General features: G+C 57.2%; 14 protein-coding genes. 2 read left to right on the top strand and 12 right to left on the bottom strand.

Annotated features, from left to right (window positions below; translation table 11 throughout):
• Nucleotides 1-114: 114 nt before the first annotated feature.
• The 5 genes from FB593_RS25955 to FB593_RS25935 form a co-directional block, all read right to left on the bottom strand.
• Nucleotides 115-858, bottom strand: a complete 744-nt coding sequence (locus tag FB593_RS25955; RefSeq protein WP_145167348.1) for an IclR family transcriptional regulator — start codon at nucleotides 856-858, stop codon at nucleotides 115-117.
• Nucleotides 859-976: 118 nt separating this feature from the next.
• The gene (locus FB593_RS25950; RefSeq protein ID WP_145167346.1) at nucleotides 977-1,981 is read right to left on the bottom strand and encodes a VOC family protein; all 1,005 of its coding nucleotides are present in this window, start codon (nucleotides 1,979-1,981) and stop codon (nucleotides 977-979) included.
• Nucleotides 1,982-2,015: 34 nt separating this feature from the next.
• A complete protein-coding gene (locus tag FB593_RS25945; RefSeq protein WP_145167344.1) occupies nucleotides 2,016-3,014 on the bottom strand; it encodes a fumarylacetoacetate hydrolase family protein in 999 nt (332 codons plus the stop codon).
• 25 nt (nucleotides 3,015-3,039) lie between these two features.
• Nucleotides 3,040-4,170: an alpha/beta hydrolase family protein gene (locus FB593_RS25940; protein WP_145167342.1), complete on the bottom strand. Its 1,131-nt coding sequence runs from the start codon at nucleotides 4,168-4,170 to the stop codon at nucleotides 3,040-3,042.
• On the bottom strand, nucleotides 4,167-5,657 hold the full coding sequence (locus FB593_RS25935; protein ID WP_145167340.1) for a bifunctional 3-(3-hydroxy-phenyl)propionate/3-hydroxycinnamic acid hydroxylase: 1,491 nt from the start codon (nucleotides 5,655-5,657) through the stop codon (nucleotides 4,167-4,169). Before FB593_RS25935 ends, FB593_RS25940 begins: the two co-directional genes overlap by 4 nt.
• A 156-nt stretch (nucleotides 5,658-5,813) precedes the next feature.
• Between FB593_RS25935 and FB593_RS25930 the strand changes: the two genes are divergently transcribed.
• Nucleotides 5,814-7,121 carry an MFS transporter gene (locus FB593_RS25930; RefSeq protein WP_145167339.1) on the top strand — a complete coding sequence of 436 codons (1,308 nt, stop codon included), beginning with the start codon at nucleotides 5,814-5,816 and terminating at the stop codon, nucleotides 7,119-7,121.
• A 92-nt stretch (nucleotides 7,122-7,213) separates the two neighbouring features.
• Here FB593_RS25930 and FB593_RS25925 read toward each other — a convergent pair whose 3' ends face one another.
• The 6 genes from FB593_RS25925 to FB593_RS25900 form a co-directional block, all read right to left on the bottom strand.
• Entirely contained in the window at nucleotides 7,214-7,762 is a 549-nt protein-coding gene (locus tag FB593_RS25925) for a carboxymuconolactone decarboxylase family protein (protein WP_145167338.1), read from the bottom strand.
• A gap of 167 nt (nucleotides 7,763-7,929) precedes the next feature.
• Nucleotides 7,930-8,187: a helix-turn-helix transcriptional regulator gene (locus FB593_RS27985; protein WP_321186335.1), complete on the bottom strand. Its 258-nt coding sequence runs from the start codon at nucleotides 8,185-8,187 to the stop codon at nucleotides 7,930-7,932.
• A gap of 578 nt (nucleotides 8,188-8,765) precedes the next feature.
• Nucleotides 8,766-12,227 (bottom strand): pyruvate carboxylase, encoded by a 3,462-nt coding sequence (gene pyc / locus FB593_RS25910; RefSeq protein ID WP_145167337.1) that lies wholly within the window; start codon nucleotides 12,225-12,227, stop codon nucleotides 8,766-8,768.
• A gap of 199 nt (nucleotides 12,228-12,426) precedes the next feature.
• A complete protein-coding gene (locus FB593_RS25905; protein ID WP_210246049.1) occupies nucleotides 12,427-13,164 on the bottom strand; it encodes a VOC family protein in 738 nt (245 codons plus the stop codon).
• Complete coding sequence (locus FB593_RS27745) at nucleotides 13,161-13,376, bottom strand: hypothetical protein (protein ID WP_210246048.1); 216 nt, start codon at nucleotides 13,374-13,376, stop codon at nucleotides 13,161-13,163. The genes FB593_RS25905 and FB593_RS27745 overlap by 4 nt, the downstream gene beginning before the upstream one ends.
• Nucleotides 13,377-13,407: 31 nt before the next feature.
• A complete protein-coding gene (locus FB593_RS25900) occupies nucleotides 13,408-14,289 on the bottom strand; it encodes a fumarylacetoacetate hydrolase family protein (RefSeq protein WP_145167336.1) in 882 nt (293 codons plus the stop codon).
• Between the two features lie 170 nt (nucleotides 14,290-14,459).
• Between FB593_RS25900 and FB593_RS25895 the strand changes: the two genes are divergently transcribed.
• Nucleotides 14,460-15,197, top strand: coding sequence for a GntR family transcriptional regulator (locus FB593_RS25895; RefSeq protein ID WP_145167335.1), 738 nt, complete (start codon nucleotides 14,460-14,462; stop codon nucleotides 15,195-15,197).
• 65 nt (nucleotides 15,198-15,262) lie between these two features.
• On the opposite strand, the gene FB593_RS25890 is transcribed toward FB593_RS25895, so the two are convergent.
• Nucleotides 15,263-16,585: an amidohydrolase family protein gene (locus FB593_RS25890; protein ID WP_186447990.1), complete on the bottom strand. Its 1,323-nt coding sequence runs from the start codon at nucleotides 16,583-16,585 to the stop codon at nucleotides 15,263-15,265.
• Nucleotides 16,586-16,599 lie beyond the last annotated feature (14 nt).

Genomic DNA, 16,599 nt, shown 5'->3' with positions numbered 1-16,599 from the left:
AGAGCGACGAATACTCCCATATCACCCACGTTCTTGCGGCCACAAATACCTCAGGAGATTTTTCGGCCCTCGTGCAGGAGGTTCGACCTCCTATTTTTGAAGACGACTCGGCGATTAATTTAGAAGAAGCGTTTTATTTATGTTGGCGCTCAGATTTTTAACAATATGAACAATTCTTTCTCGGTCGGTAGTCTTGTATCGGACCTGCCCTAATACCAAAACTACGCTGGCGTGCAATGGAGGGTTCCCAAAGACAATCGGCGCGGAGATACCTACATTTTCCGGATCGAGTTCTCCTTCAGATATTGCATGGCCTAGCTTCTTTATTTGCTTCAAAGATCTAGAGACCTCTTCCCAATTTACGCCCAGGACAGGCGAGGGGTCCGCGGCGTAATGCAGCTGGTATAAGCGATGCGCTTTCGCAAATGGCAGCGACGCAAGGATAGTTTTCGATCCGGCGCCTCTGAACAATGGCATCGCCCGACCTCGGCCATAGCTGACGGTCGTTGGATCCATACCGCTTTCATGATGAATGGTGATGATTCGCTCGCCGACGAGGCTGGTCAAAAGGACATCACAACCGGTGTCTCGACGAACGTCTTGCATTGCCGGGACGGCAGCCTTTAAAAGAGGGTCGCTTTCACGGACGATATAGTCGAGTTCGATTGCACGTGCGCCCAATCGATAGCTTCCAGCCGATCTTGCAAGAAAGCCCGCGTCGCAGAGAGCTTTCAAATAGCGATAAGCTTGGGGTCGGCTGCAGTCCATGCCGGCAATAATATCTTCTCCCGATAGGACGGGATTGCCGATTTTAAAAAGATCCAAGATCGAGAACATCTTGCTGATGCTGGATGCCATTTTAACTCCAGAGGAAAGCGTGATGGTGTCTTTTACCCGTTTTCGTCGGCGTTAGAAGATTTCGTTCGGAGTTTAACGGCACTGCATCGAACACACGGCTAGAGACAAGTCGAAGACTTCATTCAGCAGCGCGCATAGTCGCATCCCACCAGGGGCAGGCGCCCTGCATTAACGTGTGATTGCCGTCCATCACCTGAACAGGTTCCCGGACACCCGCCCGCGCCGCGCCCAACCGCAATTGCCGGGCTTCTTCGCGCCTCTCGTCGCTAAGCCATGTCCTGTCATGTCCCCACAGACTTGGCCCGTGTTGCAACTCGACGGGTTCCCATGTCGGCGGATCGATTTCGCGTCCGCCCCATCCATACTCGACCATAAACTTGGCCGGCGTATAGGCGTAGAAGGATGTCATGAAGTCGTTGGTATGGCGCCCAAGCGTGGCGCCAATTAGCCCATCGCCGCCCTGTGCAAGATCGTAGCCCTGGCCGACATCGTCGAGGTTGAACAATTCCATCATCAGATGATGGATGCCGTTCTTCCCCGTTTCGATCAATGCCAAGCTATGGTGCCTTGAATTGATGTGGAAGAAGAAGGCCTTGAATGGACGCAGCGCAAAGTCGCTCAATTTGAAACCCAGGAGATCGACATAAAAGGGCATCACCTCGTCGATCCGCTCCACGGTCAACACGGCATGCCCCATCCCCAGAGGCCCGGTTCGGAAACCCGAAATAGATCGACCCGGGGAAAAGGGCATGTCAGCAATGGCTGCGCCGTAAAAGACCTCTACTCTATTGCCGGCGGGATCTAGGAACACAATCCCGTCCCGAACATGCCGTTCACCAGCGATCGAAGCGGGGAGGCGCCCAACACAAACCCCCGCGTTGTCGAGGCGGCTCGCCAATCGGTCAAGCGCTGCGGCATCCGCGACCTCCCAGCCGAAAAAATCGGCACCATCGCTGTCATCCTTGCGGACCATGATACGCTGCTTGCGATCGTCCATGCGGAAGGCGAGGGTGTTACGGCTCTTGTCGATAAGCTGCAGGCCGAGAAGGCCGGTTCCGTAGGATCTCCAGTCGTCGATGGTTTGCGAACGGACGCCGATATAGCCGAGACTTTGAATTTCCATCGAAAATGCCTCCAAAGGATTTCGTTTGCGCGGCCTACAGGCTGGCCGACCGCTCGTATTTAACGACGGTCTGCTCGATCGGGCCGAAGATGCTGTGTCCGACCTTGTCGACCATGTCGATGCGCACCTTGTCGCCAAATTTCAGGAAAGGCGTTCGGAACTCCCCGGTCTCGATCTTCTCGATCATCCGGCGTTCCTGCAGGCAGGAAGAGCCTACGGAACGGTCGCGATTGGAGACAGTGCCGGAGCCGATTATCGTGCCGGCCGACAGGGACCGGCTTTTGGTGATATGTGCGATAAGGGTAGGAAAGTCGAAATCGAGATCGACACCCGCGTTTGGCTGGCCGAGCCACTCATCGTTCACGTGACTGATCAACGGTAGCGACAGCTTGCGTCCGTCCCAAGCGTCGCCGAGTTCGTCCGGCGTAGAGAAGACCGGCGCAAAGGCAGTTGACGGCTTTGACTGAAAGAAGCCGAAGCTCTTGGCAAGTTCGTTCGGCATCAGCAGCCGAAGGCTGACGTCATTGAGGATCGTAATGAGCTTGATGTGCTTGAGTGCCTCATCTGCGGAGGTTCCCATCGGGACATCGTCTGTGATAACGGCAATCTCTCCCTCCAGGTCTATGCCCCAGGCCTCATCAGCAAGCACGATGTCCTCGCGCGGCCCGATCAGCGTGTCGCCAGCGCCCTGGTAGACCATCGGGTCGGAATAAAGGCTCTGCGGCATTTCCGCATTGCGCGCCTGCCGGACCAATTCCGCATGGGATAAATAAGCGGACCCGTCGCACCACTGGTAGGCGCGTGGAAGCGGCGCGGCGAGAGCCGTATGATCCAACGCAAACGCGTCAACAATCTCGCCTGCGTTCAGCTTCAGGTAGACCGCCGCGAGATCGGCCTCGACCGTCGCCCATCGATCAAGAGCGTCCTGCATGGTGGCCGAAATTTTAGGCACCTTAACTGCCCGCTTCAGATCTTTGCTGACAACGACCAGCGTTCCGTCCCGGCCGCCAGCTCTCAAACTTCCCAATTTCATCGTCGGCTCCTTGCTATATAGGTTTTCAAATGCCCAACTGTCTCGCGAACCAGTCGGCGATGCGGCTGTGCTTGTCGTGAGAATGGTTGTAGATACAGTGATCGCCGTCCTCCCATACGAGTGCCGTCTTGTCGGACGCCGCGGCTGTGTCGTGAATCGACAGTGCGTTGGCGACGCTGAAGATCGGATCCTGGCCTCCATGGACGACGAGTAGAGAACAGCGCAGATTCGACGCCGTCTCACCCAGGTCAAGACCGGCCATCAAGTCGCGGGCCGCCGCCTGATCGCGGTGTCCCATCATCGCGCAGATACGATCGATGAATTTCGGAAAATTCTCCAGCACCTCCGTCGGCGATGACGCGCCACCGTTGACGCAGCATGCGCGAATACGACTATTCGCGATTGCCGTTCGTGCGGCGAAATTGCCACCGAGACTGTTCCCCCAGACGCCAACGCGTTCTGCGTATCCATTATCGAGTAAATGGTCAGCAACTGCCGAGTAGAACTTTTCGGGACCTACCGTAAGATAATGGTGTCTGAGGATACGTGTTTCGCCCTGTCCAAGGCCATCAACAAGAAACGCGCCGATACCACGATCAAGAAGATAGCGTGCGCCCGAATGGTACTCCTCGCGCCAACCGTCTGCACCGCCGAAAATTAATACGACAGCGCCTGTCCCCGAATGTGCCGGACGCATCAGCCAGCCGCTCAAAGTGGCGTCACCAACCATGACCTCAAGCTTCTCAGTTACCGGCACGTCCAGTGCCGCAGCCCGTGTGAACGCCTCAAGAGCGCGGGCGTAAAGCCGGCACTTTTCCTGGTCGTCGAAATAGATCGTCGATTGGCCAAAGCGAAAGCATGCGGATGCCAGCCGAAGATAGTCGGCGGCGGTTCGCAAGTTGTTGCATGCAAGCGCTTCTTCGGCGCGCTCCAGATTGGCCTCTCCCAGGAAGGTCGCCGCCGGGATCCAGGCAATGCCCTGTTCAGCCATGCAATGCAGGGCTGCGGCGTCGCTGTAATCCATACCGTTGCCGACCAGCCGCTGCATAGGAAGCGCGCGGCGGGCCGCAGCCAGCGCTTTGCGGTCGTCTTCGGTGACGACCGCCGCCGGCGTGGGAGCGAGGCTGTCGCGGCTCTTGAAGACCGTGTCTGTCATGCTGCAGCCCGATCATGCTGGCAGAGGCGCTGCAAGGCCTGTAAAGATGTCAGTTCCGCCACGGTATTCACCGTTGCGAGAATGTAGCGGTCCGGGCGAACCACAACGGCTTGCGCGCCCAGCTTCTCCAAATAGTGTTCACCAGGACCGTCGAGCGCCACGACGACGGTATCGGGCGGGAAATCCACACGGATTGAGCCGAGCTCTGCCGCGAAACTCGATGTCGCCAGAATGGCAAACGCGTAGCCGACTCGATCGTCAAGGCGACTGCCATCGGCCAGGCGGAGCTGATCCGTCAAGGTTCCGGCGAGTTGGCCGCCTTGGTTAAGACAGCTCTTCCCGAGCGCTGGACGAGCGGAGACAAGCCGTTCCGGCTTGATCGCGAGGACTTCGTCGCGCTCGCGCGCCTTGGAGGGGTCGGTGTTCTGAAGAACTCCGCCCAGTCGAATTGCAAGCTCAATGTAGTGCCTGACATGAGGTTCCCGTTCTTGTTGGTAGCTGTCCAGCAGATCGGGAGGGACGCCATCGCGAATGACCGAGACCATCTTCCAGGCAAGATTGGCGGCATCGCGGATGCCGGCACACATACCTTGCCCGAGAAAGGGCGGGGTCTGATGCGCCGCATCGCCGGCCAGCAGCAAGCGGCCGCTGCGCCAGCTCTCAGCAATGACCGCGTGGAACGTGTAGACGGCCGTGCGTTCGATATCGGCCTCTTGGTTGCCGATCCACGGCGCAAGCAATTTCCAGACTGTCTCTGGCTTTGCGATTTCCTCGGGATTATCATCAGGCATGAGCATGAATTCCCAGCGGCGGCGGTTTTCGACCATCCGGATGTAGGTGGTGGGTCTTTCCGGATCACAATGCTGAACGGTAAAGTCACCGAGATCGTCGCGCGCGCCCTTGAGAAGCAGATCGACAACCAGCCACTTGTCATGGGAACCCAGATCAGAAGACCCGACCCCCATTGCCCTCCGTACCGTGGAGCGACCGCCATCGCAACCCACGACATAGGATGCCTTGATCGTGGAGTCTCGACCGGATGTATCAATTGTCTCAAGGCTGACGAAATCCCGGCCCTGCTCGACTTTGGTCACTTCAGTACCGAGACGAACGTCGATCCTTCCATATCGCTTCACTCCCTCTCTGAGGATGTTTTCGATGAACGGCTGATGGAAACGGTAGCTCGTGTTCCAGGCCTGTGGCCCCTCTCCAGACGGACGCGGCCAATCGACGAGAAGGGTGCCTTCGGCATTCACGAATCGCATCCCGGGATTAACGCGGACGGTTGCGGAAATCTCGCCACTCAGGCCCGCCGATTGCCATATACGCATGACTTCGTCGTCGAAGTGGCCGGCTCTAGGCAAGGCGAACTGGACGAGATCCCGTTCGATCACGCAGATCGACAGCCCCGAGGGACCCAACAGATTGGCGAGCGTTGCCCCAACGGGGCCGTATCCCAAAATCACAACGTCGTACTGTCCCGACATCGACTTCCTCCTCCCGAAGAATGTAATTGAGTATCTTTATATGAGATATAAACGCTTATTGGCAAGACATAATCGCCAGCGAATGTTGATTTGTCTCATCAGTTGAGATAAAACGGTTTTGCGCGGAGGAGCGCTCGTCAATGTGGAGGAGGGAATATGTCATATCGTTCAGAAATAACGCCTGTTGAGCAAAAAGTGGCCCGACGGCTGCTCCTGCTTCTGATGCCGGCAATGCTGGTCGCTTTTATGGACCGCATCAACATCAGCTTTGCGGCGCCAACCATGAATCCGGCGTTGGGCATAGACGCAGCAGCGTTTGGTCTAGGTGCAGGTATCTTTTTTATAGGCTATCTTCTCTTTGAAGTTCCGAGCAATCTTGTGCTCGCCCGTGTCGGCGCACGTTACTGGATCGCCCGCATCATGATCACCTGGGGCATCGTGGCGGCACTGATGGCGTTTGCCTCCGGCGTGACGTCGTTCCTGACCTTCCGATTTCTCCTTGGGGTGGCCGAGGCGGGCTTCATTCCCGGGGTCATGCTCTATGCCAGCTATTGGGTATCGCCGCGACGCCTAGGCTCCTTCAACTCCTGGCTTCTCTTCATGGTACCGGTGGCAGGTTTCATCACTGCGCTGGTTTCGGGGCTGATCCTGAAGCTTGATGGCGTTCTCGGTCTGGCCGGTTGGCAGTGGATCTTCATTGTGGAAGGTGTACCCGCCGTTATCTTGGGGCTCATCGCACTCAGTTATCTTGATGACCACCCCATGAAGGCCGCTTGGTTGTCCGAAGCTGAGAAGGCACAAGTCGCGGGACTTACCGAAAGCCGGGCAACGCCTCACCGTGTCGCTGCACTCCGGAGCCTTGCACTTTCATTCGGCAATTCACGCGTCTGGGTGCTCGCCATTGCCTACTTCCTTCTCAATCTGGCGCTCGGGGCGCAGCCGTGGTTCCCGCTTCTGCTGAGCCCGTTTGGCTTGACGCCTAGCCAGATTTCGTGGGCGATAGCGATTCCCAATCTTCTTGCTGCCGTTACCATGGTCGTTTGGGGGAAGAGCTCCGATCGGCGCGGCGAGCGTTTGAACCACCTTTTTATCGCTGCTGTCGTATCGGCCGCTGGTTGGATCCTATGCGCCATAGGCACCGCTTCGGCTGCACTGACTTTTACCGGGATCGCGCTGGCGCTGGTTGGCCTGTTTGCATCGCTCGTGGTCTTCTGGACGATCCCAACCAATGTCCTCTCGCCGGACGAACGTCCTGCCGGAATTGGGCTTGTAACTTGTGTCGGGCTTTTTGGGAGTTTTCTCAGCCCCACCCTGACCGGCTACTTGAAGAATGCGACCGGAAGCTTTGCGTCGGGCATGTACCTCGCCGCTGCCGGTATTTTGTTGATGGCCTTGCTTTTGAGGTTGACGATGTCCCATTCCGTCGGGACGGCTAAGCGAAAGGGCTTCGAAGCTACGGTCTGACGCGGGCATCAACTCCAATGCCGTGCCCTGACGAAGAGGTGGAATTCTTCACCTCTTCTTTTGCATTTACCGCTCAAGGAGGCGTTGCGCCGTTATCCAGGCAGATCAAGCGGATCTCGCTGCATTTCGGCAGCAATTTCCGAATCGAGTGGAACATCGAAGCTCTTCAGGATAAACCCAAGCGTTGTGTAGAAGCCGACAGTCGCCATCAAATCGAGCATGCCGGTCACACCGACAAGATTGACGAGCCGTTCCTGCGAAGTTGGCGAGAGCGCATGCCGGGCAAAAAGATCATCGACGGCGGATGCGAGCACTTCGTCGGCAGGTTCCATCGTTTCGAGAGGACCGGCGATCGAAGCAATGCGCTCGTCTGAAACCCCGCAAGCCCGTGCGCGGCTGACATGATGGGCCCATTCGTAGGACGAGCCTAGCCGCATCCCGGCGCGCAGGATGACGATTTCGCTGAACTGGCTGCCCAATGTCGAGCGAACCACAACGTGATCTCGAAGCGGGGCCCATGCGCCCAGAAGCGCTGGATGGTGTGCCATGGTGCGATAGACATTCAATTGACCCGCGAACCCGCGTTTGAGCGCTTCCAGTGATTGGGGCCAGTTCTGATTCTCGATTGGCTTCAGTTTCATGGATTGTCCTTTCCTGAGCCGGTGATCGACGACCCGGGTAACGGTGTGTGAATCGACGCCGGAGTTGCCAACCGATCGCGCGCTCGTTCATGTTTTGCTGGTAATGTCGTCAAAACCAATTCGCTGTTCAGCGCATGGCTTCAGCTTAAACCTCGATCTCTCACTCGTTAGGGTCTACTGAAGCGTGCGATCAGCTCTGCCGCGTTTCTTGTCCCGGTGGCGTGCATCAAACGTGCCCTGTGTGACTCTACTGTTCTTGGCGACAAGCCCAGTTCCGATGCAATGGCTGAGTTCGTTTTACCTTGAGATACGAGGGTAACGATCTGGCGCTGGCGATCTGTCAGATGCAGTCGCTCTTTGGTGACAGGTCGTGGGATCAACTGGAACAGTATAGGGTCTGCGCAAACGGGTCGCTGGTCGACCACGCTCGTCCGTTGACCCGGCACCAAAAGCGCCGACCGTCACCCGCGACCATGATCCGCTCATCATAGTATGCATGTCCTCCTCACAGGTTATCTTTCCACATTCGGCCTGTGCGCACAAAGTCGGCGTTCTTCGGATACAACACCGCGAAACTTCGGTCGATCAGCTCACCTCTGGAGTAAGCGAAAAGCTGGAGAAACTCCTCGTTGCAATCACGAATGATCCGATGTGTGGCGTAGACCAGTGGAACCGGTATCTCAGTGAAACGACGCCAAGTTCGCAAAGGCCTGGCAACCCTTTGCATCGGCGGCGGCATGGGCATCGCAATGTGCTTGGAAGGTCTACTCATTTAGTCGTTTGATCCCGGGCTTTGATGGCGAAATGTGTCGACCGAATGGACGCAGGGCTCGTGGATCAGGTTCCACAAGCAGTTGGACGGCCTGCTGGTCGCACCCACAATTGCGCCCCCGATTGGCCGATTGTTTGTGAACGGTTCAGGCCAATAGTCGAGCGCCTGTGATTGGGCTCCTCGATTAGATCCCGCGAGTCGCCGAGCTCGCGTGGTTTACCGGGTCCACCTCTACCATCCGTAGACCATCAACAGGTCCTTGGCGTCGATCTGGTCGCCGGCCTTCACCAGTATCTCGGCGATCGTGCCGTCTTTCTCGGCATGCAGGGCGGTTTCCATCTTCATCGCCTCGATGGAGAGCAGCGCGTCGCCGGCCTTGATCGCCTGGCCCGGGGAGACGAAGACGCGGGAGATGACGCCCGGCATCGGCGCTCCGAGCTGCGAGGCGTTGCCGGCTTCCGCCTTGCGGCGAACTGCGGAGCCCGAGGCGCCATGCGCCCGGTCCGGCACCTTGATGCGCCGCGGCTGTCCGTTGAGCTCGAAGAAGACGGTGACCAGCCCTTGCAAATGGGGAGCGCTGGCCGCCTGGTTGACGATCACCAGCGTCTTGCCCCGCTCGACATCGGCCAGCATTTCCTCGCCGTCGTCCAGCCCGTAGAAATAGGCATGCGTGGGCAGGACCGAGACCGGACCATAGGTTTCTGAGGCCATGGCGAAATCAATGAACACTTTCGGATACATCAGGTAAGACGCAAATTCGAAGTCGGTGACCGTCCGTTCCAGCTTGGTCTCGATGACCTTGCGTTCCGCATCGAGATCGGCAGGCGGCAGCAGCGAGCCCGGCACCGCGGTGTAGGGTTTGTCACCCTTCAGCGCCTTTTTTTGGATGCCCTGCGGCCACCCGCCCGGCGGCTGGCCGAGATCGCCCTTCAGCATGGACACGACCGATTCCGGAAAGGAGATATCCTTTGCCGTGTTTTCCACGTCTGCGACGGTGAGGTCCTGGGACACCATCATCAGCGCCATGTCGCCGACGACCTTGGAGGATGGCGTGACCTTGACGATATCGCCGAACATCTTGTTGGCATCCGCATAGGCCTGCGCCACCTCATGCCAGCGGCTTTCGAGACCGAGCGAGCGCGCCTGTTCCTTGAGGTTGGTGAACTGCCCGCCTGGCATTTCATGCAGATAGACTTCCGAAGCCGGTCCCTTGAGATCGCTTTCGAAGGCAACATACTGGTTGCGCACGGCTTCCCAATAGAAGGAAATGCGGCGGATCCACTCGGCATCGAGACCGGTATCACGCTCCGAACCGGCCAGCGCCTCGACGATCGAGCCAAGGCAGGGTTGAGAGGTGGTGCCGGAGAAGGCATCCATCGCCGCATCGACGGCATCGACACCCGCATCGACGGCGGCCAAGACGGTGGCGGCGGCAATGCCGGATGTGTCATGCGTGTGGAAATGGATCGGCAGGCTGGTGGCCTCACGCAACGCCTTGAACAGAACCTTGGCGGCGGCCGGCTTTAACAGGCCCGCCATGTCCTTGACGGCGATGATGTGAGCCCCGGCCTTTTCCAGTTCAGCCGCGAGGTTGGTGTAATATTTGAGGTCGTATTTCGGACACGCCGAATTCAGAAGATCGCCTGTGTAGCAGATCGTCGCTTCGCAGAGCTTGTTCTCTTCGGCGATCGCATCCATCGACACCCGCATGTTTTCGACCCAGTTCAGGCAGTCGAAGACGCGGAACAGATCCACGCCACCCTTCGCCGCCTGACGGACGAAATATTTGACGACATTGTCGGGATAGTTCTTGTAGCCGACGCCATTGGCGCCACGCAGCAGCATCTGCAAGAGCAGGTTTGGCGCACCCTCGCGGATCAGCGACAGACGTTCCCACGGATCTTCGGTGAGAAAGCGCATGGAGACGTCGAACGTCGCGCCACCCCAACATTCGAGCGAGAGAAGTTGCGGCAGTGCCTTTGCATAGACGCTTGCAACGCGGGCGATGTCATGGGTGCGTACGCGCGTTGCCAGAAGCGACTGATGGCCGTCGCGCATAGTGGTATCGGTGACGAGAACGCGCTTTTCGTTGCGCATCCACTCGGCAAAACCCTTCGGCCCGAGCGTGTCCAGCAACTGCTTGGTACCATCCGGCGTCGGTGCATCGATATAGGGAACGACAGGCTTGACGGCCTTGTCGGACGGCGTGGCGCGTCCCTTGGTTCCCGGATGGCCATTGACGGTCACATCGGCAAGGTAGGTCAGAAGTTTGGTGGCGCGGTCCTGTCGCTTCACCTGGGCAAAGAGCTCCGGCGTCGAATCGATGAAACGCGTCGTATAGGTGTTGTTGAGGAAACTTTCGTGGCCGATGATGGCCTCTAGGAAGGTAAGGTTGGTCGCAACACCACGAATACGGAATTCTCGCAACGCGCGGTCCATACGGCTGATCGCCTCATCCGGCTTCGGCGCCCAGGCGGTGACCTTGACGAGCAGCGGATCGTAATAGCGGGTGATGACGGCGCCGCTATAGGACGTACCTCCATCTAGACGAATGCCAAAGCCCGAGGCCGAACGATAGGCAGTGATGCGGCCGTAGTCGGGAATGAAGTTGTGCTCCGGATCTTCTGTGGTGATACGGCACTGGAGCGCATGGCCGTTCAGACGGATATCCTTCTGTTCAGGAACGCCGGATTCCGGCGTGCCGATAGTCGCACCTTCAAGAATGTGGATCTGCGCCTTGACGATATCGATGCCGGTGACGACTTCGGTCACCGTGTGCTCCACCTGGATGCGCGGGTTGACCTCGATGAAGTAGAATTTTCCCGTGTCAGCATCCATCAGATATTCGACCGTGCCGGCGCCAATATAGTTGGTCGCCGCCGCGATCTTCAGCGAGTAGTTGGCGAGCTCCTGACGCTGCGCTTCGGAGAGATAGGGTGCAGGCGCGCGCTCGACCACCTTCTGGTTACGCCTCTGGATGGAGCAGTCGCGCTCGAAGAGGTGAACGACATTGCCATGCGTGTCGCCAAGGATCTGGCTTTCCACGTGGCGGGCACGCTCCACCAGCTTTTCGAGATAGACTTCGTCCTTGCCGAAGGCCGCCTTGGCTTCACGCTTGGCCTCGGTCACTTCGCGGGCAAGGTCTTCCTTTTTGCGGATGGCACGCATGCCGCGACCACCGCCACCCCAGGAGGCTTTCAGCATCACCGGATAGCCGATTTTTTCGGCCATGCGCTCGACCTCGGCAATATCATCCGGTAGCGGCTCGGTGGCAGCGACCACCGGTACGCCGACGGAAATCGCGAGATTACGCGCGGCCACCTTGTTGCCAAGCTGGCGCATCGTGTCCGGGCGCGGACCAATGAAGGTGATGCCTGCCGCATCACAGGCATCGACGAATTCGGGGCTTTCCGACAGAAGGCCGTAACCCGGATGGATGGCGTCAGCGCCGGACAGCTTGGCGACGCGGATCACTTCCTCGATCGACAGGTAGCTCTCGATCGGACCCAGATCCCGTTCCAGATGTGGTCCACGACCCACCTGATAGCTCTCGTCCGCCTTGAAGCGATGCAGCGAAAGCTTATCCTCCTCCGCCCAGATCGCTACCGTCTTGATGCCAAGCTCATTGGCCGCGCGAAACACGCGGATGGCGATTTCGGATCGGTTGGCGCAGAGAACTTTCTCGATAGGCATTTACATTCAGTTCCTGACGACTCGTTGAGCTCGTAAACCGTTGGCGACCGAGGCGGGTCGAGTATCGGCATCTGTTCGCGGCGCGATTGGAAGGCGCGATGCCGATCGCCTTCCTCTCACGACCTGGCCTTTAAGAAGAGGTGCCGATACCGCCTGAGGACTGACAAGAGGGAGGCTTATGGTATCCAAAATCTGTTTGTCAGTCGTTAGCCTCGTAATTGGTCACGAAGTCCTTAGGCAATTCGGGGCCCCAGAGGTACAAGGAGTCTTCCGGCGGATAATCCCCAGCCCCCCAATCGCAAGTAGCCGGAATATAGTCGATGTCGGCGGAATATTCCGAATAGCTGCCCCAGGGATCGCGTACATAATGGAAGTAGTTCGATCCCAGCACGTGCCTACCAAGGCCCCAGCCTTTCTCGAAACCCTTCTCCGCCATCTGCATAGCGCCTTTACCAATCTCGTTAATAGAGCCGACGTCCCAGCTGCAATGATGCAAGCCCGGCGCAGTGGATTTCGCGAAAGCAACCAGATGGTGATCCGACCCATGTATGCCATGCATGAAGCAAATACCGTCACCCGAACGATCGGACAGTCTCAAGCCGAGGACTCGACTGTAGAAATCGATGGCTTTAGGCACGTCAGTCGTAAACACCAGAACATGAGCAAGTCTGGTTGGTCGAACTTTCAGCGCCTTTGACCGTTGCGGCGCCCCTGCTGTGCCCGGAGCACAGGAGGCGATGTCGAACAATGACTTCTCGTCCGGGGACGTCTTTTCTGCCACTTTGAGTTCTATTAGCACACCATTGTGGTCGTAAAACCAAATGCCGTTTGAGTCGAACCCGCGGGGCGCATCTATCAAGCGTACTCCTTGAGCTTCGACACGCCGCTTCATCGGTTCGAAGTCCTCCTCGAAGACCCCGAACGACAGGTAATTCAACTTTTTTCTTCCACCCTCGCCCAGCGGTGGGTGCTACCCTCGGTATAAAGGCCCAGTGTGTTGCCCTCTTCCCGGACATCTAGGCCGAATGCCTTGTAGAAATCCTCGGCGACCCGCAAGCTGGGCACGATCATGTTGAATGTGTCCATGGAATGCACACCGAGTTCGCCGGGGCGTTTCACGATCTGGACCCTACCGGAAATTGCTGTCATGCTTGGTTCCTCCTCCAAACACCTGGATGTTCTAAGCGACTTTGACCGCCTCCAGGGACTGCCTGTCGCGCACCGGGTTCGACAGGATCCCGATACCCTCCACTTCAACCTCTACCGTATCGCCATGCTGCATCCATAGAGGTGGTTTGCGTGCCAAACCAACGCCGGATGGTGTTCCCGTTACGACCAGATCGCCGGGCTTAAGGGTCATGAACTCAGAGAGAAGGGCTACGAGTTTCGCAACGGAAAATACCATGTCGGAAATCGACGCATTCTGTACCACCTCCCCATTGAGGCGAGTCTGCAACTTCAAACCTTGGCATCCAGGAGGCAGTTCATCCGCAGTTACGAAGATGGGACCGAAAGCGCCCGTATCGTCGAAGTTCTTGCCCGGCGTCCACTGCGGCGCTTTGAATTGATAGTCACGAATTGATGCGTCATTAAAGATGGAATATCCGGCGACGAAGCCAAGCGCATCAGTTTCGCTCACATCACGAGCAGTCTTCCCGATAACAGCAACCAACTCGCCCTCGTAGTCCAGCTGCTCCGAAAATGATGGCCGTAGAATCGGATCGCCATCAGCGATCAGACTTGAATTGAAGCGTCCAAAAATTGTGGGATAGTCTGGCTGCTTGAATCCGCTCTCCGATGAATGGTCCGTGTAGTTCAGGCCGACACAGACGATTTTCTCAGGACGAGAAAGCGGGGGCAGCTTGCGAACTGATTCGAAATCTAAAGTTGGTGCGGCTTTCAGGACATTCTCAGCACGCGCCAAGGAATCTCCCCCAGCTTCGATTAAGGTTTGAAGCGCGCCCGGAAATGCGGGTTGCCCTTCTTCAAGTCCTCGCCAGGTCCCATCAATCAGCAGTGCCAGTCCATTCTTCCCGCGACGGGAATACGAAGAAAGCCTCATCATCATCTCCTCTTGTTGCAAAGACGATAGCGCTGCCTCCGCCATACGTCAATGATAATATATCAAATACGGAATAATACATTATATGACGATTATGAATCGCTTCTAGCAGGCGCAAAGTCTTTGAAGTAGAGTCGCCATCAACGATCCAAAAATAGAGAAAGAACCACATGTCCCGGCCGCCGAGTGGAAGCCTGACCGAGGAAGCCTTCAACCGCATTCGAAACGAAATCCTTGCTAGCCGACTGCCCCCCGGCCAGAAGCTCGTAATAGCAGATCTCTGTGGAAGCTTCGGTTTCAGTCTTGGAGCGGTGCGAGAGGCGCTAGCGCGGCTCACCGCAGAAGGCCTTGTGGAGGCGGAGCCTCGCAAGGGTTTCACTGTTGCCCCGATAACTGAGGCTGAGATCAAAGACATTACAAACGTCCGAAATTTGATCGAGACGCTGTGTCTCGATAACGCCATTCAACACGGAGACATCAAATGGGAGGCCAATATCGTAGCCGCACAGTTTGAACTTTCGCGCTTGCCGATTCAGGATCCGGGTGACCCCGCCCGTCTCAGTGAGGAATGGGCGGAGGCACATAAGCGATTTCATGAAGCCCTGGTGGCGGCCTGCGATAGCCCTTGGTTGCTCCGGATCAGAAACCTGCTTTTCAACCAATCAGAGCGTTACAGACGATTATCCGTGCCGCTGGATTCGAAAAAGCGGGACCTTGTGTCGGAACACAAGGAAATAGCAGATGCATGCCTCTCCCGTGATTCAGAAACTGCCTGTGCTGCGCTCAAAAGGCATTTGGATCGCACAACCCGCATAATAATTGACTCGGATGTTTGCAACATGAGGCAGAGCCATAATCGTAAACCAAAACGGGCCCCGCAAGAACGTGTTGAGAACGCATCTTCTTAAATCGCGGACTGGTTGCTCGCCATCGGAGCGCGGTCAGGTCTGGCAGCATCATTTGCTTCCGAGGCTTATGAAGAGGCCGTTGCGAGCAGCCGAGTGCGAGAAGCTGTTGCAAGCTCGATACTGCGGGCCGCAAGCGCCGGGTCGGTAGGCTGTCCGTTCCGGCGGACGATGTTGCCATCGACTATAACTGTGTCAACATTTCCAGGGTGCGCAGATGCAACAATAACGTCGGGAGCATACGCATCGTCCACAGGCCCAACGTTAAGGTCGTCGAGCCGAACCATGATGAGGTCAGCGCGCTTCCCGATTTCCACGCTGCCCGTGACATCTCCCAATCCACAAGAACGAGCGCCGTTAATCGTAGCGAACCGGATAATGTCGCGCGGTGTGAGATGCCGCTGCTCGCTTGCACCCAGATACAGCTCTTCTGCGGTTTGCGAGAGCAGTGCCGCTCGCATGGTCGAGAACATGTCACCGGCAACAGATGTTTCGACATCGATGCTGAGGCTCGGTTCTATACCAGCCGCGACAAAGCGACGGATCGGCGGCGCTCCCAAGCCAACCATGTTCAGTTCGAGGTTGGGCGAACTTGAGATACTACCGCCAGACTGTGCGACCAGTCTAAGCTCTTCGTCGGAACTGTCGCAGCAATGAACGAAGGTAAGATCCGTTCCGAGCAGGCCTGCGTCCGCCAAGGTCTGGATGTTGCCCTTTATAATGTGCATGACAGATCGGAGGCCGATCTCGCGCGCAAAGGCAATATCTTGCGCTGTGACGTCAATCGGCGTCATAAGCGGGCCGCGCAGCATCATTTGGAAGCTCAGCAGAGGGTTTGAGTTCCAGCGACTGTCCTTCAGGATGTCGCGAATGTAATCTGGATGTTCACGTCGGCTGTTGCGCAACCAGCTTTCAGCATCGACCGACGGCCAACCGTAATCGAAGACGGCGCGGATTTTAGAATCCACCAAACCTGCGATCGCCGCATCACTGTGAGCTGGACTGTTCTGGACGTGCGATTCATCGCATAGGGTGGTTATTCCTCCCTGACCAGCCGCAAAGGCGCCGAGCAAATTACCCGCATAGACGTCCTCGGGCGTGAACTTGGCACCGAAGCGGCCTTGGATTTTGTGCTGATAGCCTAGCAACGAGTCTCCGGCCGCCATACCACGCAACGCTGTCTGCCAGGTATGGCGGTGTGTATCAACGAAGCCAGGAAGGACGGCGCAATTGGACGCATCGATAGTCTCGCCTGCCTTTAAGGGATAAATTGCTCCCACGTCGGCAATATGCGTAATCACCCCATCCTCGATCAGGACGTCGGCGCGCAGTTCGCGGCGCTCTGCGTCCTGACACAAAACCAGGCCGCCTGAAATTAGTAGATTGCTCATCAATATCCCTCCCA

This window comes from Rhizobium sp. SJZ105, assembly GCF_007828365.1.
In the GTDB taxonomy this organism is placed as follows: Bacteria; Pseudomonadota; Alphaproteobacteria; order Rhizobiales; family Rhizobiaceae; genus Agrobacterium; species Agrobacterium tumefaciens.
The sequence above is the reverse complement of the archived record's forward strand: the minus strand, read 5'-3'. Positions and strand labels throughout refer to the sequence as shown.